General features: G+C 70.5%; 15 protein-coding genes and 5 pseudogenes. 13 read left to right on the top strand and 7 right to left on the bottom strand.

Features of this window, described 5'->3' with window-relative positions; all coding sequences use genetic code 11:
* The first annotated feature begins 482 nt into the window (after positions 1-482).
* Positions 483-824: a helicase associated domain-containing protein gene (locus LG395_RS32470; protein ID WP_225812240.1), complete on the top strand. Its 342-nt coding sequence runs from the start codon at positions 483-485 to the stop codon at positions 822-824.
* Between the two features lie 285 nt (positions 825-1109).
* Positions 1110-1916, top strand: a complete 807-nt coding sequence (locus LG395_RS32465; protein WP_225812239.1) for an IS5 family transposase — start codon at positions 1110-1112, stop codon at positions 1914-1916.
* Here the strand turns inward: LG395_RS32465 and LG395_RS32460 are convergent.
* Both LG395_RS32460 and LG395_RS32455 read right to left on the bottom strand, forming a co-directional pair.
* Positions 1858-2354, bottom strand: a pseudogene (locus LG395_RS32460) (hypothetical protein). The gene LG395_RS32465 and the pseudogene LG395_RS32460 sit on opposite strands and share 59 nt — an antisense overlap.
* 121 nt (positions 2355-2475) lie before the next feature.
* On the bottom strand, positions 2476-3897 hold the full coding sequence (locus tag LG395_RS32455) for a hypothetical protein (protein WP_225812238.1): 1422 nt from the start codon (positions 3895-3897) through the stop codon (positions 2476-2478).
* 318 nt (positions 3898-4215) lie between these two features.
* Here LG395_RS32455 and LG395_RS32450 point away from each other — a divergent pair, with 318 nt between their 5' ends.
* Both LG395_RS32450 and LG395_RS32445 read left to right on the top strand, forming a co-directional pair.
* A complete protein-coding gene (locus LG395_RS32450) occupies positions 4216-4725 on the top strand; it encodes an SUKH-4 family immunity protein (protein WP_225812237.1) in 510 nt (169 codons plus the stop codon).
* A 160-nt stretch (positions 4726-4885) separates the two neighbouring features.
* Positions 4886-5614: a hypothetical protein gene (locus LG395_RS32445; protein WP_225812236.1), complete on the top strand. Its 729-nt coding sequence runs from the start codon at positions 4886-4888 to the stop codon at positions 5612-5614.
* A 421-nt stretch (positions 5615-6035) separates the two neighbouring features.
* On the opposite strand, the gene LG395_RS32440 is transcribed toward LG395_RS32445, so the two are convergent.
* Positions 6036-6518: a hypothetical protein gene (locus tag LG395_RS32440; protein ID WP_225812235.1), complete on the bottom strand. Its 483-nt coding sequence runs from the start codon at positions 6516-6518 to the stop codon at positions 6036-6038.
* A gap of 444 nt (positions 6519-6962) precedes the next feature.
* On the opposite strand from LG395_RS32440, the gene LG395_RS32435 reads away from it, so the two are divergent.
* Entirely contained in the window at positions 6963-7286 is a 324-nt protein-coding gene (locus LG395_RS32435) for a hypothetical protein (RefSeq protein WP_225812234.1), read from the top strand.
* A 646-nt stretch (positions 7287-7932) separates the two neighbouring features.
* Here the strand turns inward: LG395_RS32435 and LG395_RS32430 are convergent.
* Positions 7933-8562: a DUF6461 domain-containing protein gene (locus LG395_RS32430; RefSeq protein WP_225812233.1), complete on the bottom strand. Its 630-nt coding sequence runs from the start codon at positions 8560-8562 to the stop codon at positions 7933-7935.
* 108 nt (positions 8563-8670) lie between these two features.
* Here LG395_RS32430 and LG395_RS32425 point away from each other — a divergent pair, with 108 nt between their 5' ends.
* From LG395_RS32425 to LG395_RS32400, 6 genes and pseudogenes are all read left to right on the top strand, one after another.
* On the top strand, positions 8671-9033 hold the full coding sequence (locus tag LG395_RS32425; RefSeq protein ID WP_225812232.1) for a helicase associated domain-containing protein: 363 nt from the start codon (positions 8671-8673) through the stop codon (positions 9031-9033).
* 35 nt (positions 9034-9068) lie between these two features.
* Positions 9069-9455, top strand: a complete 387-nt coding sequence (locus LG395_RS32420; protein ID WP_225812231.1) for an N-acetyltransferase — start codon at positions 9069-9071, stop codon at positions 9453-9455.
* A 1185-nt stretch (positions 9456-10640) separates the two neighbouring features.
* On the top strand, positions 10641-11279 hold the full coding sequence (locus LG395_RS32415) for an RNA polymerase sigma factor (protein WP_225812230.1): 639 nt from the start codon (positions 10641-10643) through the stop codon (positions 11277-11279).
* Positions 11276-12337 carry a CU044_5270 family protein gene (locus LG395_RS32410; protein WP_225812229.1) on the top strand — a complete coding sequence of 354 codons (1062 nt, stop codon included), beginning with the start codon at positions 11276-11278 and terminating at the stop codon, positions 12335-12337. The genes LG395_RS32415 and LG395_RS32410 overlap by 4 nt, the downstream gene beginning before the upstream one ends.
* Before the next feature lie 1248 nt (positions 12338-13585).
* Positions 13586-13900, top strand: a pseudogene (locus LG395_RS32405) (sugar nucleotide-binding protein); the annotation flags it as partial.
* Between the two features lie 4 nt (positions 13901-13904).
* Positions 13905-14462 (top strand): annotated as a pseudogene (locus LG395_RS32400) (Dyp-type peroxidase); the annotation flags it as partial.
* A 14-nt stretch (positions 14463-14476) separates the two neighbouring features.
* On the opposite strand, the pseudogene LG395_RS41540 reads toward LG395_RS32400, so the two are convergent.
* Positions 14477-14715: pseudogene (locus LG395_RS41540) on the bottom strand (nitroreductase family protein); the annotation flags it as partial.
* A 62-nt stretch (positions 14716-14777) separates the two neighbouring features.
* On the opposite strand from LG395_RS41540, the pseudogene LG395_RS32395 reads away from it, so the two are divergent.
* Positions 14778-15137 (top strand): annotated as a pseudogene (locus LG395_RS32395) (transcriptional regulator); the annotation flags it as partial.
* A 123-nt stretch (positions 15138-15260) separates the two neighbouring features.
* Here the strand turns inward: LG395_RS32395 and LG395_RS32390 are convergent.
* Together LG395_RS32390 and LG395_RS32385 are read right to left on the bottom strand one after the other, a co-directional pair.
* On the bottom strand, positions 15261-15737 hold the full coding sequence (locus LG395_RS32390; RefSeq protein WP_225812227.1) for an ATP-binding protein: 477 nt from the start codon (positions 15735-15737) through the stop codon (positions 15261-15263).
* A gap of 553 nt (positions 15738-16290) precedes the next feature.
* Positions 16291-17586 carry a PP2C family protein-serine/threonine phosphatase gene (locus LG395_RS32385; RefSeq protein ID WP_225812226.1) on the bottom strand — a complete coding sequence of 432 codons (1296 nt, stop codon included), beginning with the start codon at positions 17584-17586 and terminating at the stop codon, positions 16291-16293.
* A gap of 513 nt (positions 17587-18099) precedes the next feature.
* Between LG395_RS32385 and LG395_RS32380 the strand changes: the two genes are divergently transcribed.
* Positions 18100-20430, top strand: a complete 2331-nt coding sequence (locus tag LG395_RS32380) for a heavy metal translocating P-type ATPase (RefSeq protein ID WP_225812225.1) — start codon at positions 18100-18102, stop codon at positions 20428-20430.
* Positions 20431-20470 lie beyond the last annotated feature (40 nt).

Below are 20470 nucleotides of genomic sequence, written 5' to 3'. Positions count from 1 at the left end.
GGCACCCTGCCCCGGGCCAAGTACGCCAAGCAGGCGCCTATGTGTTCGGCACTGCGCCGGGCCAAGGGCAGCCACTCTCGTCGGGGAGAGCGAGAGGATGAAGTAGTCGGCGGCGGCGAGCGCACGGGACGGCAGGCCGACCTCCAGCGCCGCCCGCCACCACGCGCGTGCGACGTCCTCGGGAGCACGGACCGCCGGGTCTCCCGCGGCATCACCCGCGCGAGGACGCCCCCACAAGGCGAAGGCGGAGCGGCATGAGCAGGTAAAAGACGCCGTCGGCGCCGTCGGTCAGCGGCAGGTCGCGCCAGGCAGCTGCCAGAGAGCCGCCTGGCCGCGTTGGAGGCCATCGGCCAGGGATGGTGCCCGCTCGGCTGGGACGTCGCCTGGCAGCGCTGCTCACACTCGCCCGCATCCAGGTCCGGGCCGGGGCGCCCTCCCCGAGACAGCCGGTGAACTCGTCGTGCAGGGCGAGGATCTCGGGCATGGGCCGTCGCGCAGCGGCAGGCGTGGGACAAGCTGCCCCCTCCCCCGCGCAGCAGTGGCTCCTGGGCAGCACGCTCGGTCTGGAGCCCGCTGGCCCCGAGGCCCGGCCCGCGAAGCTCGCCGCAGGCGACAAGTGGGCACTCAACCTCCGCGCGGCCCAGCAGTACCACGACCGCGAGGGACACCTACAACCCGCCAGGAAGCGCACCGTGCGCCTGGACGTCGACGGCAAGGCGGTCGATATCAAGCTGGGGAGGTTCCTGGGCAGCAGCTGGCGCCGGGCCGACAAGCGCACCCCCGAGCGACGCGCCGAGCTGGACCAGCTCGGGATGCGCTGGTAGCCGGACCGGACGCCTAACTGCCTGTTCTCTATCCGCTCGCGCGGTCGGACAGGTTCGAACGGGAGCCTGGTTCGGGTGAGTTGTCCGGGGTGAGTGCATGAAGGAAGGGCCTCTTGGTAGCTCGCGGATGTCGAGTCCAGCGAGAAGCAAGAGGCCCTGTTGTCGAAGTGTCGCGTGGTCGTGGTCGCCGAGTCCAGTTCGTCCACTCCTGGGTGTGACTGCCTCGCCCACAGGTTCGGGAACGCGGTCGACCGGCCGCAGCGCCGGCCCCGATACGGCTCGGACATGAGCGATGCCGAGTGGGCCGTGGTGAGGGACCTGCTGCCGGTTCCGGGCTGGCTTTCGGGCCGCGGCGGGCGTCCGGAGGGTTACTGCCACCGGCAGATGATCGACGCGGTGCGCTATCTCGTCGACAACGGCATCAAGTGGCGGGCGATGCCGTCCGACTTTCCGCCCTGGCCGCGTGTCTATGCCTTCTTCGCCCGCTGGCGGGACACGGGGCTGGTAACCGAGCTGCACGACCGGCTGCGGGAAGCCGTCCGCGCCGGTGAAGGCCGCAGCGCCGAGCCGAGCGCGGGGGTCGTGGACTCGCAGTCGGTGAAGGCGGACGCCACCGTCACCTTCGGCTCACGGGGCTTCGACGCGGGCAAGAAGATCAACGGTCGCAAGCGGCACCTGCTCACCGACACGCTCGGACTTCTCCTGGCCGTGCTGGTCACACCGGCATCCGTGACTGACCGGGACGGCGCCCGGTCCCTTCTGCCAGCGGCGGCCGGCCGCTTCCGGCGGCTGGCGCGGGTCTGGGCCGACGGCGGCTACACCGGCCACCTCACCGACTGGACAAGCCAGCAACTCGGGCTCGTCCTCGACATCGTCCGCCGCAGCGAGGACGTCCGCGGCTTCCAGCCATTGCCCCGCCGCTGGGTCGTCGAACGGTCCTTCGCCTGGTTTCTGCGCAGCCGCCGCCTGGTTCGGGACTACGAACGACGCACCGACACGAGCGAAGCCGTCATCCGCTGGTCGATGATCGCCCTCATGAACCGCCGCCTGGCCGCACAGCCTCATCAGTGCGCTGTTCCGCCGGCAGGGTGAACCTCCCGGGCTTCGTCTCCACCAGCCAGCCCCGTTCGACCAGCCTCTTCAAGCGCCCTCGACACGTGAGGCCGAGGCACTGTCCCAGCCGAGCACCACGGCCGCCCGCCGGGCACCCAGCCCGTCACCCCCGGCCTCGGCCGCGGCTGCCATCACCGCCTGGTAGTCCACCGACAGGTCCTCGACCCCGGCCGCGTTCTGGCGATGCGGCACCGCACGGCGCGGGCCCACCGGCTTCCTCGGCGACGGGCCGGCAACCGTCTCGGCCGGCTTTTCCTCCTCGGCGAGCGCTTCCAGATACTGCTCGAGGCCGATCGTCCGAAGCCTGAGAACCTCCTCGGCATCCACCAAGTCCGCCCGCAACCGCTTCAGTTCGGCTTCGAGCTCCTCCACCCGCACGGCAGCAGCCTTCCGCCGTGTTTCCAGGACCGCCCGCATCGACGGCATCCGCCACCCCCACGCCGACTCGATCAGCAACGAGTCGAGACTCCCGCCACAGCCGCAATCTCATGCCTGACCAGCGGAATCCACACACGGCATTCGGAAAGCGAACGAGCTCTCAGCTGTCCACCCCGGCTTCCCACTTGCGCCGTCGCAGCATGTGGTCGCTGAAGAGGTGTCGGCTCCGGTCGAGCAGTTCACCCACCTCCGCGTCGCCGCGCCGGCCGTCCGGTGACGGATGCCAGCGCTGCACGGATTGCGCGGCCCAGGTGCGCAGCTTCGCATCGGGGTCCTCGAACAGAGCGACTGCCGCCCGTAGGGCCACGATGCCGCCGCGCGCGTCGAGCAGCCGGAACGCGCCGACGCGGACGTGCCGCGGCCGCTCGGAGCTGGTGCGCTCCAATAGCCAGTCGGCGGGCAGTTCCTTGACCGAGGGCAGCAGGGCGGTGGCGGTCTCGCGGACGACTCCGGGGGCAGGGTCGTCGAGGAGCGGCCGCAACTGATTCGCATCCGCGCAGTCCAGCGCCCGCAACCCTGCCACCGCTCGCGCCCGCACTCCGGCCGCCGGGTGCACCAGCAGCGGCCGCAGCAGCTCGGCGTCCTCGCGGTTCCCGCACTCGGCCAGCCCGATGACCGCACCGGGCGGCAACTCGGGGTCGTCCGGTGCCGTGCACCGCTCCCGGTACCAGGCCGCCGGGTCACCACCCTGTTGTCGTATGACATACCGGGCACAAGCGCGCACGAGCGCGGAACGGTCGCTGAGAAACGGTTCCGCCTGCTCTGACCGCCCCGCCCGTCTCAGCGCGGTGACGCCGGCCGAACGGATACGCGGGTTGCGTGCGGACAGCAGTAAAGGCAGCACGCCCTCGTAGGCATCCTCGTCCCCCAGAGCCGGGAGCGCCGCTGTGGCACACAGGTCCTGGACCACGGTGTCCTGGTCCCAGGCGGCCGCGTGGGCCAGCTCAGAGGGACGGAGTAGTCGGCCCTCGATGGCCAGCCGGTACGCGAACCGCCGGACGATGCGGTCGGGGTCAGCGAAGAGAACAGCGAGCTGCCCGCGCGATGCCTGGCGCAGGATCTGCCCGAGCACATCGACGCCGAAGGCACCTCTGTCGCGGCGGCCGACGCGGAGGATGAGCGGCGCGAGGCCGAGAGCCAAGTCCGCATTCAGGGCCTCGCGCAGCAACTGCCGGGCGTGCTCGCGTACCGGGCCGACCCAGTCGGCACAGCGGATCACGACCAACGGCAGCAGACCGGGGTGTTGGACCGACTGGCGCAGCGCCTCCTGACGGATCCGCCCGTCGCGGTGGCACAGGGCAAGTGCGAGCCGGGACTCGCCGAGCTGAGTCAGGTCGGCGGGCAGTGGGGCGGAGTGCTCCCACCCCGGCAGGAACTGCGGGCGGGGCCAGGCCACCTCACGCACTGCTGCGTCCAGCGCGAGCCAGTCAGCGGGGTCGGCGACATCAAGCGTGCTGTGAAGCGGCGCGCCTCCCGCGAGCCGCGTCGCTGCCGCTTTCCCGTCCTCGATGTCCTCAAGCATTCCCGCCCCCAAAGCAGTCGTACCAGGTGATCGTAGGGGCGGGGTTCGCGTAGGGCGCGCAATAGGGCCGGTGATCGCCGAGGGCCGCCGCCCGGCACCCTGCCCACCAGAAGCCGAACGCGGTGACATCGCCCCTGCTTCGCTTGCCGCTGGTGACAGGCAGCGCACCGCATCGGTGACAACCACCATGCTCTGTCCCACTGAAGCCGCAGGTCAGCGGATGCCCATGGTGACAACTACCGTGCTTTGGCACACCCTCGTGGGCGGCAGCTGCACGGTTTGGTACTCCGAGGCAGTTCATCGAGAGAGGATCCTCCCGTGAGCCATCCCCTGCCGCAGTTGCCGAAGCCCGAGTTCGCCTTGATCACCATCGAACTGCCACCCGAGGTACCCACCGAGACCGTTGTCGACCTCAGGACAACCGGCATTCCCAGCGGGTTGATCGGATACGAGTACCGGCCGCTGAGCGAGCCGGCGTACTTCGGGGGGATCGGTGAGCGGGGGGTGGTCGCTATCGCGACGAGTGGCCTGTTCGGACGCATCGCCATCGATGTAGCCAGTGGTCACATAGTGCATATACCCCATATCGATTCATCGAGGATGAATCACGTCAACAGTGACCTCGACTCCTTCAACCGATGCGTTGCGGCTGTGATCGCATGCTTCCCGTTCTACGTGGAGGACGACGAGGAGGGGTTCGAGGAGGTGGCGGAAGAACTGCGCGAACTCATCTCCGGCATCGACGTCACCGCCCTCGCGGACGACGGGTTCTGGGAGACCTTCTGCGACGACGTGGCGATCGGAGACTATGCGGACTGGGAAGCGTGATCCCGGATCGGCCCCAGCGCCGATCAGCCGGTCAGGGCTCAGGCCCTGGTCAGCGGTGCAGCCGTCTGCGAACACCGGCGACGTCGGCTACCGTGCCAGCCAGGTCGATCTTTCCCGCTGACAGGAATTCGGTGTCCCCGAGAGCTGGCACACTCACCCGATGAGCATGAAGAACAGCCACGGACGTTTCGTCCATCCACAGGAGCTGTTGCTGCGGACAGACTGGGACTCAGTGGAGCACTGCTGCCCGGGCGCGGCGCCAGCCACCCCGATGATCCTGCGGCACCTTCTCGACGACGACGTCCGCAAGCAGGGCGCCGCCCTGCGGGACCTGTTTCAGGCTGTGACGCATCAGAACACCTTCTACAGCGCCACAGCCCCAGCGGCCTCATTTGTCGCGGCGATTCTTGGGCACCCCCGGACTCTCGCCAAAGTCACCGACCAACATCCATGGGAAGCCGCCCACTTCGGTGAGAAGCCCCGGTTCCTACTTCGCGTAGGTCTCCTGGACTGGCTGGGCAGCACAGCCGCGGACGCCAACGAGGAACCGCCTGGCGGCCTCCAGGCCGACATCGAGGCGTTCCGCGCTCTTCGCCCCGCCCTTCACGACGCCATACGGCCATTCCTCACAGACAACGAACGCGAAATCCGCGAGGCTGCCCTGGCCGCTCTCCTTCCGCTTCTCGCCGCGCCAGAACTGGCCCACCACGGTGAAGAACTGCGTGAGGCTGTCCGAGCTCTTGCCACCGAGGAGACGCCCTACCGTCACCAGGCGGTCCGCACACTCACCTCGTGGGGCGAGGACACCACACCCTTCCAGCAGGAAGCGAACACCACCACCGACACCCGCACCCATGCTGAGGGAGTCACCGACGATCCGCCCTTCTGAAACCACGTCGTCGACGCCGCAGGAGTCATCAAGGCCGGCGGGCGGCCGCAGCAGCGCGGTCGGCTTGCCGGCAGCTCGCTGGCCGGAACCCAGGGCGGGCAGCGGCTCGGCGCGGCCGAGGACCGAGAGGGCGCACGGCAGGGCCGCGCAGTGCCCAGGTACAGCAGGTCCGGATGCTCTCGATACCGCGCGACCTCTGCCTCGTCCTGGCGCTGCTGTGCCTGCGCCGGGCCGACGAAGGATCCGGGCGAGTTGCTGGGTAACGGCCATGACGGCAGTATCCCGACAGTGTCCACAGCATTTTCAGGAGCTGGTGGGCGGGCGCACGGAACTCGGTGATGGATCGTGTCCGGAAACGGCACGGAGGCTTTCCCCGCCTGGCCCGATCGAGGAGCCACCCAGCGGCTGACCACACCCGCCCTCATATCCGGGCCGGTGCCGCCCCGGGCGCGGTTTCCCTCAATGCCTGAACCGCGGCCGCGTTGCCTCGTGCACCCTCGGAGTCTTCGGTTTCGAGCGCCTCCAACGTGTCTGCGATCTCGATAAGGTCTTCAGTCGAGAGTGCGGGTGGCGTCCAGTGGTGTGCGCGTGCGTGATCGGTGAAGTCCTCGTCCAGCGGGACGTGGTAGCGCTCGACATAGTGAGCGAGGTCTGAGTACCAGAACCACTCGCCGTCGGTGTGCAGCTCCAACGCACCGATGAACTCGCCACTCAGTGCGTCGTGGGCCGGTGATCCGGTCACGGCAAGAGCTGATCCTGCTCGCAGGTAACGCACCAACTTCTCCTCGTCCGGGGCAGCGTGGTCGCGGACCGAGTCGCGCAGTGCAGGGCAGTCGGGGCGACCGTGCGCCAGCTCCTGGAACTCACCAAGGAACCGGTCGTAAGGAAAAGATCGGCTGGCCATACGCGGAAGCCTATGCACGGAAGGTCGACTCTTCGATACTGACACCGGGCAGCACAGCGGCGCGGGAAAAAGCCGATAGCGGAGGAGCTGCGGATCACGTGCGCGCCGGCATACGGGCCCAGCGGCGCGTCGTCGGTCGCCAGGCTGTTGACCGGGGCGGGTGCGGGCTGCTGCCGGTACGACGTGCTCACCACGGGCCTACTCGATCGTGGAACAGCGGCCGGCCTCGCCTTCGCCGCCCTCTACTGCCTCCGCTACCGCCATACCCCGGCAGCCGGGCCGCACTTGTAACTGCGAGACCAGGAGGGCTCGCACCACCTGCACCCGCGCCGGTGAGGGTGAGGGTGAGTCTGGCCGGTGCCAGGCCTCCTCGCCTCGGTTGGAAAGGCATGCTTTATGGCCACTACCCGCAGGTAGCGGTATGAGAGGCCGGATGGTGGGGGCATGATCGCGGTTGTGTTACGCGACGACATGCCCGCGTGCGTGCGGTGGGAGATCCTGATGCACGAGCGCTTCAGCGACGTGTGGATCTGCAAAGACCTCGGCCGAGCCACGACCGGCGCGGATCCCGCTGAGCTGGGCCGCGCCGTCCTGGCCGCCTACCTCGCCGGCAGGGACAGCCGGGGCGAAACGTTCCGCGTTCTCGTCCGCACCGACCACGGCCACCACCTCGTCATCACGGCCGACCAACTCACCAACTCCAGCAGGAAAGCGGACCCGGCCCTCTGCCAGGCACTGCCCGCCTACCTCCGCAACGCCCTCGTCTGACACCAAGGCCGTGAAGTGGCCGGGACGCCGCCGACGTAGGTCTGCTCTATCTCCTCGGCCAGCCCGCCGTCGGCCAGCCCGACGCATTCCCGGGACCGCAGACCCGCCAGCGCGCCTCGCGGTGCGGGTAGCTGGGCAGTGAAGGCGGCAGGGCGGGCGCCCGGACGGCGCAGCGGCCCGACGTGGGGCCAGAAGCACGGCACCACTTGCGGTACGGAGGGCACGAGCAGCTCGGGCGGGCCGGGCGGCCGGAGCCTTCGGACACCAAGCGCGGCGGGGGGCGGCGACAGACCCGCGGGTGGTGCGGAACGAACGCAGGGAGGCCGACCGGCCGGAGGGCCGGGGAACGCGGGATGTACGGCAACCGCGCGGAGCCGGAGCGCGGGCGCGGGCCGGGGCGAGACGGCACACGGCGCGCGGCACGGGGCCCGCAGAGCGTGACGGCCGGTTGAGCGGACGGCGGGACCGGGTCGGCAGCCGAGCCGGGATTTGCCGCAGGGCCGAGGAGCTCACCCTCTACGGTGGGCGGAGCGGGACCGGCTCGGGATGCTCTGGTCGCCAGGGCGCAAGCGGCAGTGGTACAGGGTGGCTGACCTGAAGCACGGCGCGGAGGCGCTCGCAGTGACGTCCGCACCAGACCCTCGTATCAGGCGTCGCTGCCCATCGAGTCAAGAGCGGGGCTGCCGCTCACCACAGCGAGGGGGAGCCGGTCGCACTCGAGCAGATCGCGGGGCAGGGTGAGCCCGAAATGCCTCTCGATCACGCCCAGGGACATCGCGATCCGGTGCTGGTGCCGCTCGGCACTCACGCGCAAGTAATCCCCGGTCGGCAGGATGATGCCCGCCGCCGTCAGCTCCTCCTGCAACAGATCCGGCCGGGTCCCCCACCGTCGCCGCTCCTCACCGAGCCCAAACGAGCACAGCAGTTCACCGCCGGCGGCGTAGGAGAAGAGCGGAGGCGGGTGAAACGCTTGCGGGTCGAGATTCACAGCCTCCACGCCGTCGCGCGAGACACCCGTGAGGATGTCGTGCCGGACGCCGCGGCTTTCCCCGTACTCGGCGGCGAACGCCCATTCCCCCGCCTGCCCCATCCGGGCGACACCGACGTCGGGATCATTGAGGAGAGCGACTGCCTCCTGCGCAGTGACCGTCGCACGCGCGGCGCCGGAACGGGCCCCCAGGCGTACGGCCAGCTCCTGCGGCGTGATGCCACGAGCAAAGGTGACGCTGTAATACCACTCAGACTCCGCCAGCCAGCGCACGCCTTCAATCGCCATGACCACATCCTGCCGTACGGTCGCGAGCGGTCCCCTCCGCGCGTAAGTCCTCCGGTGGGTTGGTGCCGAGCGGCCGGGGGCGCGCTCGCCGAGACAGCCGGTGAACACGTGGCCCAGGGCGAAGACCTCGGGGCATGGACGGTGGCGCAGCGGCAGGGATGGGACAAGCTGTGCCCCGCGCAGCAGTGGCTCCTGGGCATCACGCTCGGACTGGAGCCTGCCGCGCCCGGGGCCCGGCCCGGGAAGCTCACCGCGGACGACAAGTGGGCGCTCAACCTCCGTGCCGCGAGGCAGTTCCACGACCGCGAAGGACACCTGCGACCCGCCCGCAAGCACATCGAACGTCTGGACGCCGACGGGAAAGCGGTCGATATCCGGCTCGGGACGTTCCTCGACAACACCCGGCGGCGGGCCGACGAACTCACCCCCGAACGACGCGATGCGCTGGACCAGATCAGCATGCGCTGGTAACCGGACCGGACATGGAATCGAAAAGGGGGTAACAGGTGGTTGACCGGGTACGTCTGGTCCGGGTCAGCGCAAGCGCCCCGCGTCTGGTCTGGGAGTTGCACACGCAGACCGAGCGGGTCGCTTACCTCGACGCCCGGGACGGCGACCTGCTGTGGGTGAGCCACATCGGAGTCGATCTGCGCTACCGGCGCCTTGGGGGCGCCACCCGGCTGCTGCACGCCGTGCTGGCGCACGCTCCAGCCACACCCGTTGGTCTGACGGCAGCACCCTTTCCCTCCTGGCGCCAGCCGAGACTGCTGCACGACGACCTGCGCACTTGGTACACACGACACGGCTTTCACCCCGAGCCCGGCTCGCAGGATCCCTACCGCATGATCCGACCCGTCGTGCTGCCTGGGGCCGCGCGCGACGGTTGCGACTGAGGCGAGAAAGAACCCATCGAACCTCGGGCCGGGGAGCGAGGGCGGGCGTAAGCCGCCGGGCATCGCGGTGCGCGCCCAACGACGCACGGCACGGACAGCACGGCGGTCCGGCCGGCAGCCGGGACGCGACCCGGCAGGCCGCGGGCACGCGGGCGGGACAGCGGTCCGGCCGGCAGCCGGGACGCGACCCGGCAGGCCGCGGACACGCGGGCGGGCAGCCGCAGGACGACGGCCAGGAGCCGGCCTGACATGAAGGCGCGGTCAAAGCGGCGGGCGCGGGCGAGAAGCAGCGGGCGGCCGGGGCACGGCGGACAGACGGCGGAACGGACGCCGGCCGGACGGCGCGGGCCGGGAGAGGCAGCCCGGCGCGCGGGGACAGCGGCCGAGGTAACGGCCGCCGACCCGGCTGGCGAACGGTGGGGAGGCGCAGGCCGGCGCACCTCCCGGGCCCGGCGCACCGACCGGGTTACCGAGCACGCCGCGCACCGCGGCCGTCCCGGAGCCCCGCGTGGCCGGGCGAAGGACCCGCTCGAAGTGATCACGGGCCGCGACTGGATCGCCGACCAGAGCGGCCGCGATCCCGGCGTCGAAACCGTCTTAGAGGAATCCCCGGCGCACCGGCCTGGCCGTCAGGTATCGGGCGACGCTCGGCAGTGCTGGGAACTTCTCCCTCAGCGCGGTCACGTTCGCAGCCGCCTGTCGGCTAAGTTCGAGTGCCAGCGGCGTGAACTGGTCCTCCGTGCGGAACACCTCGGAGCCGACCCGGACTGCGTCCACGAGGAAGGCTAGGTGGTCCACGTCGTGCCACAGCCACATCGCACCGACGTGCAGACCGCTGCCGGCGGTCCGTGGCGGGGTGAACTCAACAACTCCCAGCCACCACCCGTGATCATCAATCTACAGCCGCGACCGCCCACGCTGAGCCAGGCCGAGCGGCTTCAGGGACTCCCGCGCCGCCGAGGTGTTGATCCGGAGAGCCAGACTGCGATCTGCCATGACCGGCATTATCAACCGCCCTACCGACACTCCGTCGCTACTGTGCGTCACCAGTCCACAGAAGTTGGCGCCCTTGGACGCATTGAGGAGCGTGACGGGTCAGTAGCCGCGCGGTGGTGCCCGCCCTGCCGCTCTCGGTTGTGACACGGGTCACGGGAACTGTGGTGCCTCCTTCGAACAGGTCATTGTGTGAACGTATCTCTACGATCCCGGCTCCGGGCAGGCGACCCGGAGGCGTTCCGGGAACTGTTCCAGGAACTCGCCCAGGCGGTGCACCGCCATGCCATGCGCGCCACCAATGACTGGTCGACCGCCGAGGAAATCGTGTCACTGACGTTCCTCGAGGTGTGGCGACTGCGGGAGAAGCTGGATCCCAACGACGACAGTGTGCGCCCGTGGGTGTACGGCATCGCGACGAACCTGCTGCGCAACCGTGGCCGTGCCATGCGCCGCCACAAGGACGCCATGGAACGGGTGCCCGCGCTCGACACCGTCCCCGATTTCTCCGACGAGGTCGCCGAGCGCCTGGACGCGGACCACAGACTCGCCGCCGTCAAGGCCGCCGTCGCCCGGCTGCGCAAGAACCAACGGGACGTCTTCCTGCTCTGTGTGTGGTCCGATCTCAGCTACTCCGAGGCGGCCGACGCGCTCGGCATCGCCGTGGGCACGGTCCGTTCCAGGCTGGCCCGCGCCCGCAAGCGGCTGCACCAGCTCACTGAGGAGGAACTGAAGAAGCAGAGGGGAACTGCGGAACCGCCCGTCGTTCGCGAACAGATACGGGGTGACCGCCCTACCGCGGTCCGGTCGACACAGGAGACAGTCCGATGAACGCCTTCCCGCAGCGGGGCGAAGAGACCGAACGCCAGGCCATGGCGGATCAGTTTCCGGCCACCGCGACGCACGGCCTCTCCTCCGCCCGTACGGCACTTCTCGAGGAACACCTGATGCGTGAGATCACTCGTACCGACGCGGCTCCCGTTACCGGGGCCCCCCGCCGCCCCCGCTGGGCCATGGTGGCCGTACCGGTGGCCCTCGCCGCCGTGGCGACCACCATGGTGCTGAACGTCACCGGCTCCACCACCCCTGCCGCGCCGTCCTCCGTCGCCCTCTCTCCCGTGGTGAAGGTGCTGCCCGCCTCGGCCCAGGGGACCTCCGAGCTGATGCAGCAGGTCGCCGCCGCCACCGGCAACGGCAAGCGTCTGACGGTCCGGGCCGACCAGTACATCTACGTCAAGAGCGAGGTCGGCTTCAGCCGTCAGATCCATGAGCGCACGATGGACGGCCCGATCAAGCTGGACGCCGTGCACGAGCGCCAGGTCTGGCTCCCGGAGGACCCCACCCGCCCCGGACTGATCCGCGAAGGCGGCCAGGATGAGAAGCTCGGCGGTGGCACCGCTCAGGTCAGCATCGACGGCGGCGCACCGACGACCCCGGGTGCCGACAACACGACGTACGCGCAGCTGGCCGCGCTGCCCACCGACCCCGACGTCCTGCTGAAGAAGATCTACGCCATCACCGAGGGCCGCGCTCCCGGCCGTGACGCCGCGGCATTCGACTGGGTCGGCGAGACGATCGGCGAGGCGATCGTCCCGCCGAAGGTGGAGGCGGCCATCTGGCTGGCCGCCGGGAAGATCCCCGGCGTGGAGGTGGTGCACAACGCCGTCGACGCCGCGGGCCGGCACGGCGACGCCCTGGCGTTCGAGTCCCTCAACGAACGCACGGAATACATCTTCGACAAGACCACGCACACCTACCTCGGTGAGCGCAGTTACCTGGTCAAGGACAGCAAGGCGGGCAAGGCGGGCCAGCTGACCGGAATCTCCGCGGTCCTCGGCCGGGGCGTGGCCGACAAGATCGGCGAGGTGCCGTCCGACGGCAAGGCGTGACACCCGGAGCTCTGTGACCGCAGTGGCCCGCTGCCCCGCAGAGTCCGCGCGCGCCCGCGACTGGACGGTGAACGCCGTCCGGCCGCGGGCGCCACGCGTTGCACGGGCACGTGCTCGGCGAGCCGCCGACCAGGGGTACCGAACGGCTGTTGCCGCCGAGGCTGTTGCCGCCGCCGCGGTGGTCTGCACGGGCGGCCGCGCCTCCCGCCGGTCCGATCGAGCGAGCGGTGTGATCACCGTCATGGGAACCCGGTTTCCCTGGTGAACAGGTATTTATCGAGACCACCGCGCGGATTGCCGCCGGCAGACCGGGGATTCCGAGCGGTGACGGACGACTACACGAAGAGGCACACTGTGCAGACCCAACCTCTTGTCATGGCCATAACCGAGCAGCGCATCCCCCCGGTCGCGGTGTACACCGTCGCCGCGTTCGTCTTCACGGCCCTCGCGGTCGGTGGCATCCTCCTGGTGAGACGGCGCCGGCGATAGGACGGTCGGCGCACGGACGGTTTCCGGGCCCGTCGCGGGTCCGGAAACCGGTGACGCCCGTATGTCAGCCGCCCCGGCGCCCCCCCCCGTGCGCGCAGCGAAGCCGCCCGCACCGGACGCGGCATCATCGCCGAACCGCCCGGGCCTGCACACCGGCGACGCCCTCGCCTCAGCCGTCCTGACCGCAGCAGCACCCCATCGGATGGCCGTCTACGACCGCCGCGTCCAACACGCCCTCGACACCCTCCGCCTCCCCCTCACCCCCACACCGGGACGCTACGGCCGCTACCTCCAGCTCCCCGACGACCTCCTCCACCACGGCGGAGCACACGCCGCCGGCTGGAGCGCACCCCCGACCTGCTCGAATGCGCGTTGTTCACCACCAGATGGAAGACATCCGGCTGAGTGAGCAACTTCCTGCGGTCCGGGCCCGGGCTCCAGCGTGCGCGGTCGTCGGTCGTCGGTCGTCATGCGGGTGTCCTCCTGGTCGCGGGCGGCGCGGCGGTCGAGTAGCAGCAAGCCGACTGCCGGCTTGCCACCCTCGGTGCGCTCGGCGTCATGGGCGCCGGGATAGCGGATCGGCTCGTCGACCAGACCGGGCGGCAGCTTTGCTCGTCTGCGCTTGCAACGCATATACGGCACATATATTGCATACATGTATGGAAGGGCGCCCACGGTCGGACGTGCGCGGCTACAGGTAGGCAGTGAGGCCGAGGTGCCGTGTCCGATACCGGCCGGGATGGTCTACCGTGTCGCGGCGTGACGGTATGGGTCATCGGTGGCAGTGGCTTCCTGGGCACCGAGTTGATCCGGCAGGCGGCAACGGCCGGGCACGCAACGGCCGCGACCTACGCGACCAGGCCGGGCACCGCTTCCCACGCCGCGTGGTACCAACTTGACCTGCGCGATCCAGGACGCGTGCACACCGTCATGGCCGAAGTCGGCGCGGATCTCGTCCTCAACGCATCCAGCGGCAACGCCGACTGGGCGGTGACGGCGCAGGGGCCCGTCCGGCTGGCGATGGCGGCGGCGAAGTACGGAAGCCGCCTGGTCCACGTGTCCAGCGACGCGGTGTTGCCTCACCGCGTCACGCAATCCGCTCGGCTTCCTCGACGGCATCGTGGGCCCGCGCACGACCGCCGAACAAGAACGCGACCTGTGGCTGGCCGGGCCGCCCGCGGTCGCCGGCGGCACCCTTGCCGTACTGCGGCCCATGGAACTCGACCTGCCGCGGTTCGCCGCCTTGTCCATAGCCGAACAGGAGGCGGTCTTCGGGCGGCGCCGGGCCAGCGGCGTCCCTCTCTCCGGCGGCACCGCCGCCTCTGGCCCGGAACTCGGGGCCAAGACACCGGACGGGCGCTATCTCGTCCCTGCGGACGCCCACGTGCGCAGAGCGCACGCCACCGCGGTCGGGGTCGGCCTGATGCTCCGCCGCTCCTACAGCACCGACCAGCCCGCCCCCGGCCTGCTCTTCATCAGCTTCCAGAACGACCTGCGGACCTTCACCGCCACCCTCACTCACATGGACGCCTCCGACGCGCTGCTGCCCTTCACCACCACGACCGCGAGCGCGACGTTCCTGATCCTCCCCGGCTTCGACCGGCGACACCCGCTCGGCTCCCGGCTGTTCGGCTGATCACGGTTCGGCCGTCACTCCGCCGGTGACCAGGGAGCGGAACGCAGGTCCGCGACGCTGCGCCGCTCCCGGCCCTCCCGGGGGACCGCCCGCCGCCTTGCCCACCGCGACCATGGAGACGATCGCCCGGCCCGGGTTCGGGTTCAGCTCCTCGGTGAGCCCTTCCAGGTCGAAGGCCCGGAAACTGGTGCGCGGCCAGTCCCACGGCCTGGGCCTGCACAGTCATGTGGGCGACGGCCTGGCCGAGGTCGTGTCCGCGAACTCGGCGATCTCGCCGGCGTCGTCGGCTGGGCCGCACACGACGCCGCCCAGTACCCCCAGGCCGTCGAATACCTCACCCTGGCCGTGCACGCCGCACGGGAGAGCGGCGATACCAACCTCACCGCCCACCTCCTGCAGTGCCTGGCCCGCGTCTGGGGCTACGTCGGCCACACCCAGCCAGCCCGCGGCTGCATCGCGCTCGCCCTCTACGGCGCCCGAAACACCGTCAGCCCCGTCCTACGCGCAGGACTCCACGCCCTCGACGCCCGCTTCGCCGCTCTCCTCGGCCGACCTCGTGACGCCCTGCGCGCCGTCCACCTCGCGCAGGAGACCTTCACCGAGGACAGTCCCGATCCCGCGCCCGGCTGGTCGGGATATCGGGCGCGGCACCGGCCCGGACCGAAGCCGGGCTGAAGTCAAAGGCCCGCACACACCCCGGCGGGAGAAGGCACCCGAGCTCGGCACCGCCCCGTAAGTGCATAATCGCGCCGGGCAGCGGCCCGTTGCCCCTCCCTCCGGTCAACGGGCCGCTCGTTCTCAGCGCAACTGGCCGCCGGCCTCGTCCCCGACCGGGTCGTCGACCAGGACCACGGCCGCCACGATGCGCTTGCCCACCGGTTCTCGGTGCATCTCGAAACTGCGGCAGAGCGCCATCACGATCTCCAGACCGTGGCCGCCGACCCGGCCCGGGTCGGCGGCCCGGGGCACGGGCAGGCACGGCTCACTGTCCCACACCGTCACCTGGACCGCGTCCTCGACGACCTCCAGGGTCACAAGACACCGGCCCGGGGCGTATTTGCCGGCGTTGGTCACCAGCTCGCTCACCACCAGCTGTACCGCGTCCATGGCGCGGTCGGACACGGGCACACCATGCACCGCCCGCGCATCGGCCAGGAACGCGCGGGCCACGTGGCGCGCCTCAGCGATGTCCTCGCTGCCCTCGAAGGCAACGGACACGGTAATCGGGCGACCGGCGGGGGGCTCCCGGCCGCCATCGTGGACAGGCAAGCTCATGCCGTCCGCCTCACTTCCGAAGCGCGTCGACCTCACGCCGTACGCCCCGCTTGCGAAGCGTCGACTTCTGTTGCGGCCACCTGTACCCGGGAAACACCAGCACGTGCAAACATGAACTGCTTTTCTGGTATTTGCCGGATAGCAACTATCCAGCTCCCCTCGCCCACCTTCCCCGGCTCCAGCCCTGAGCTGCGGCCGGGCTTCGCAGGCGAGCCGGAGTGGGACGGCCTCAGGCCGCTGGTCTCCGGCATGCTGGTCGTCGTATGGGACGGCTCGCCTTCGAACAGCTGCAGAACCGGCTGCGGAACCGGCTGCAGCAGCGCGGCGTCAGAGCGGCGCGGGCGGCTGCCGAGTGGCCCGCCCACTTCGTCGCGTCCGATCCGCTGCGGCTGACCGGGACCGACACGGCCGGATGGCCGTACGGGCGGCGCAGGGCCATGCTCGAGTGCATGTTCACCGGCCGGCGGCTGTCCGACCCCTGGGCGCTGTGCCCGTCGACCACCGACCCGGACACCGTGCGCGAATGGCTGACATGGGCGTCGGTCGGCGGTTTCTACGCGCCTTCCGGCCGTGCGGGATGGGGCCCGGGCGGTGGGGGTGGTGGTTGGGACAGGCCGACGAGGGTTTCGGCTTCGCCGGGGTCGAAGGGGGTGGGCCCGTGCCAGTGCAGGAGGACGACGGTTGCGTCGTCGCCTAGGTGGCCGTGGTGGTAGTCGAGAATGCTGTGGACCAGGCGGCGCAGGGTTTCCGGGATGGAGGCGCCCTGGGCCAGGTGGGTGGTGATGAAGTCCACAAAACGGGCGAGGCCGAATTCCTCGCCTCCAGGGCGGCGGGCTTCCGTGATGCCGTCGGTGTAGGCAATGAGCCGGTCGCCAGGGGTGAGCTGGGTACGGCACAGAGGGGTGTCAATCCCGAGGTCGGTGCCGAGCGGGATGCCGTGGTCGCCCGTCAGCTGGGTGTAGCGGTGATCGGGGTGGAAGATCACTAGCGGGTGGTGGCCGCGGTTGACCCAGGACAGCACCCCGGTGCGAGTGTCGAGGTCTGCGAGGATGGCGGTGGTGTAGCGGCGGCCGTCGAACTGGTCGATCAGGATCTCCTCGATCGCGTCGGCGGTGTCGACGAGACCGGCGCCCTGCCTGCGGCTGTTGCGGCAGGCGGCCACTGCCAGGTTGGCGGTGATCCCGGCCGCGGTGTCATGACCCATGGCGTCGAAGATGCCCAGGTGGATGACATGGTCGGCGAGGGCGTAGTCGAAGGCGTCCCCGCTGACCTGGTAGGCGGGTTCCAGCGCGGCGCCGAGGACGGCCCGTTCGCAGGCGAAGGTCAGCGGAGGCATCAGGTTCCACTGCATCTCCGCGGCCACGTTCATCGCCTGGGTGCGCACCAGGCGGGCGTAGGAGTCGCTGTGCGCCCGCTTGCTCACCAGGATCAGGGCCACCAGGTCCGCCAGGACTTGCAGGTCCGCCAGTGTCCGCTGGTCGCCGTCCGGGCTGATCACGCCCATCACTCCGAGCCGCTCCGCCCCATGGCGCAGCGGCAACCACCATCGCTGGACTGCCTGCAGCCCTACTTTCTGGGGTATCCCGTGCTGGTAGGCACAGCCGGCCGCGCTGCCCTCGATTCGCAGTTGGGCCGGCCGGCCGTCGGATGCCCGGCCGGCGTCCAGGCCACGCCCGGTCAGCAGCAGGAGCCAATCCTGCTGGAGGTCGGCGACGTAGATGAGAACATCGCGCAGACCGGCGTGTTCAGCGTGCTGGGCCACGTAGAGGGGCAGTTTCTTGAGACTGCTGATATGGCTGGCGGCAAGAATGCCCCGGATCATCGTGCTGCAGCCGGTCACCCCGGCCATCGCGCCTTCTCTCGCGTCTGACTGCCATAGGGCGGCAAACGCCCTACCCGAGCTGCCAGACACAAGGGTCATGCTGGCCGTCGAAGCCTCCGAGGAGCGCCTTCGATCAAAATGTCACGTCCTGCTCGGCCCTTTGTTTCGCTCTGCCGAGTACAACCACGCAATGCCTGGACGTTTACCTCACCTCGGCGTGGGTAAACCGCCGGGACCGGACTCCTTATGCGTGATCACTGCCCGTACCCTGCGCCAGTCGTGCCTGTCGAGGTGGGCCGGGCATGCACCGGCTGCCGTTACGGTAGAAGCCTCAGCCGTTCCACCACGGTCAGGTTCGCCCATCCGGCACGGGAACGCCCCCCGGACGCCGAGGATCGATGGGCCCTCATCGCCCGAGGCAGCGGAACAGGATCCCGTTCGGCCCTGACGGCAGAGCCATTCGCCCCCTGTCGCGTGCCCAGTCCACCGGGGTGTGATGGACCGAACCGGAGCAACGATGCCGGACTGACAGAGGTGGCCATGAACCGCTCCGCCTTGATCACACGGCAGCGCTCTCTGACCGGGGCAGTTACGTCGGCGCGACTGGAGCCCGCCCTTCTGGTATGCACGGCGGCGGCCTTGGCCTCGGGAGGTGCTGCCTGGTTCGCCGGGCGTGAGGGTCTCGCCGACCTCCTGTGGGCTCTGGGCACCCTGGTCGCGGTCCTACCGGCGACGGGCTGGGTGGTCGCCGCACTTCGCCACGGCCGTGCGGGCGTGGACCTGATCGCGGTTCTCGCTCTCGGTGGCGCCCTCGCCGTCCATGAATACCTGGCCGGTGCGCTGATCGCCCTGATGCTGGCCACCGGTCGCACCCTGGAGGCGGCAGCCCGGCGGCGGGCCTCGCACGATCTGCGTGCGCTGCTGGAGCACGCGCCCCGCTCGGCGCGCCGCCGGACAGCGGCCGGCGTCGCCACGGTTCCGCTGGCCGACGTCGCCGTAGGTGACCTCCTCGTCGTGGGTCCGGGCGAGGTCGTCCCGGTCGACGGGCGGGTGGAAGACACCATCGCCAGCCTCGACGAGTCCGTGCTCACCGGCGAGTCCCTGAACGTCGAACGGGCGGCGGGTGAGACGGTCCGTAGCGGGGTGGTCAACGCCGGCGGCGCGTTCGAGCTGCGGGCCACGGCGACCGAGCAGGACAGTACCTACGCCGGAATCGTGCGTCTGGCCGGGCAGGCCGGGGCCGAGTCCGCGCCTGTGGTACGGCTGGCCGACCGGTACGCGGCCTGGTTCCTTCCCCTCACCCTCGCGGTGGCGGGACTGGCCTGGCTGCTCAGTGGCTCGGCGGTCCGAGCGGTGGCGGTGCTGGTGGTCGCCACCCCCTGTCCGCTGTTGCTGGCCGCACCGGTTGCCATCGTCTCCGGGATCTCCCGTGCCTCACGCCTGGGAGTCGTCATGCGGGACGGTGGCGCGCTGGAGAACCTGGGCCGGGCCCGCACCCTGCTGCTCGACAAGACCGGTACCCTCACCCGCGGCCGCCCTCGTGTCCTGGACGTGGTCGCGGCACCGGGGTGGCAGCCTGCGGAGGTGCTGAGGCTGGCCGCGTCGCTGGACCAGTACTCCCCGCATGTCCTGGCCGAGGCGATCGTCGGCACCGCGCGGGAGCGGAAGCTGGTCCTGTCGGTGCCGTCGGATGTCACGGAGGAGCCCGGCCGGGGTGCTGCGGGCATCGTGGACGGGCGCCGGGTGTCCGTCGGCCGCCTCGACGCGTCCGACGCCCGCCCGGCCTGGACGCCGGCGGTGGACAACCGGGCCCTTCTCGACGGCGCGGCAATCGCCTGGCTGACCGTCGACGGATGTCCGGTGGGTGCGGTGCTGCTCCGGGATCCCCTCCGCCTCGACGCCCCGCGCGCGCTGCGCCACCTACGGGCCGCGGGCATCGAGCGGCTGCTGATGCTGACGGGCGACCGCGCGGAGCCGGCAGCCGAGGTGGGCGCGGTCCTCGGTCTGGACGACGTCCGCTCCGGGCTCGACCCCGCCGGCAAGGTCGCCGTCGTACGGGCCGAACGGGAACGCGCGGTCAGCGTCATGGTGGGCGACGGCGTGAACGACGCCCCCGCGCTGGCCGCCGCGGACATCGGTGTGGCGATGGGTGCCCGTGGTTCCACCGCCTCTTCGGAGGCCGCCGACATCGTGTTGACCACCGATCGCGTGGACCGGCTTGCCGACGCCGTGTTCATCGCCGTACGGGCCCGGCGGATCGCCGTGCAGAGTGCCCTGGGCGGGATGGCGATGTCCTTGGCCGCGATGGCCGCAGCCGCCTTCGGCCTGCTACCACCCGCCGGCGGCGCCCTCCTCCAGGAGGCCATCGACGTGGCGGTCATCCTGAACGCCCTGCGCGCGCTGCGCACGGGCCAGGCCACACGGCCGGCGCTGGCCCCCGCCGCCGAGGCGCTCGTCCAACGCTTCGCCTCGGAACACGACGACCTCCAGGACGTCCTCGAAGCGGTGCGCGGTGCGGCTGACCGCCTCGCCGACGGCCCCGGCCCGCCGGCTCTGGCGGCCGTCGAGGAGGCGCACCGGCTGCTCGCCGATCGGCTGCTGCCGCACGAGTACGCCGAGGAGCACGAGCTCTACCCCGCCCTCGCCCCCGCCCTCGGCGGCCCGGAGGCCACGGCAACGATGAGCCGGGCCCACACCGAGATCGAACGCCTCTCCCACCGTATCGCCACCCACCTGCAGCTGGCCCGCGCCGGGGGCGGTCTGTCCCCCGGCCAGCTCGACGACCTGCGTGCCTGCCTGTACGGGTTGCACACCGTCCTCCGCCTGCACTTCACGCAGGAGGAGGAGAGCTACTTCTCGCTGGTCCAGTGAGATCCCGCGGGGCTTTGTGGGAGCCCTCCGCCCGGAGGGC

It is taken from the genome of Streptomyces spinosus, assembly GCF_020400655.1.
Lineage (GTDB): Bacteria > Actinomycetota > Actinomycetes > Streptomycetales > Streptomycetaceae > Streptomyces > Streptomyces argyrophylli.
This window is presented reverse-complemented; position numbering and strand designations above follow the sequence as displayed.

What these genes read in the sequence shown, in the direction of transcription:
- LG395_RS32440 (WP_225812235.1), bottom strand. Translation starts at nt 6,518, where the DNA reads ATGGCCAGCCGATCTTTTCCTTACGACCGGTTCCTTGGTGAGTTCCAG.
- LG395_RS32390 (WP_225812227.1), bottom strand. Translation starts at nt 15,737, where the DNA reads ATGAGCTTGCCTGTCCACGATGGCGGCCGGGAGCCCCCCGCCGGTCGC.
- LG395_RS32465 (WP_225812239.1), top strand. Translation starts at nt 1,110, where the DNA reads ATGAGCGATGCCGAGTGGGCCGTGGTGAGGGACCTGCTGCCGGTTCCG.
- LG395_RS32410 (WP_225812229.1), top strand. Translation starts at nt 11,276, where the DNA reads ATGAACGCCTTCCCGCAGCGGGGCGAAGAGACCGAACGCCAGGCCATG.
- LG395_RS32385 (WP_225812226.1), bottom strand. Translation starts at nt 17,586, where the DNA reads ATGGCCGGGGTGACCGGCTGCAGCACGATGATCCGGGGCATTCTTGCC.
- LG395_RS32430 (WP_225812233.1), bottom strand. Translation starts at nt 8,562, where the DNA reads ATGGCGATTGAAGGCGTGCGCTGGCTGGCGGAGTCTGAGTGGTATTAC.
- LG395_RS32455 (WP_225812238.1), bottom strand. Translation starts at nt 3,897, where the DNA reads ATGCTTGAGGACATCGAGGACGGGAAAGCGGCAGCGACGCGGCTCGCG.
- LG395_RS32380 (WP_225812225.1), top strand. Translation starts at nt 18,100, where the DNA reads ATGAACCGCTCCGCCTTGATCACACGGCAGCGCTCTCTGACCGGGGCA.
- LG395_RS32470 (WP_225812240.1), top strand. Translation starts at nt 483, where the DNA reads ATGGGCCGTCGCGCAGCGGCAGGCGTGGGACAAGCTGCCCCCTCCCCC.
- LG395_RS32435 (WP_225812234.1), top strand. Translation starts at nt 6,963, where the DNA reads ATGATCGCGGTTGTGTTACGCGACGACATGCCCGCGTGCGTGCGGTGG.
- LG395_RS32445 (WP_225812236.1), top strand. Translation starts at nt 4,886, where the DNA reads ATGAGCATGAAGAACAGCCACGGACGTTTCGTCCATCCACAGGAGCTG.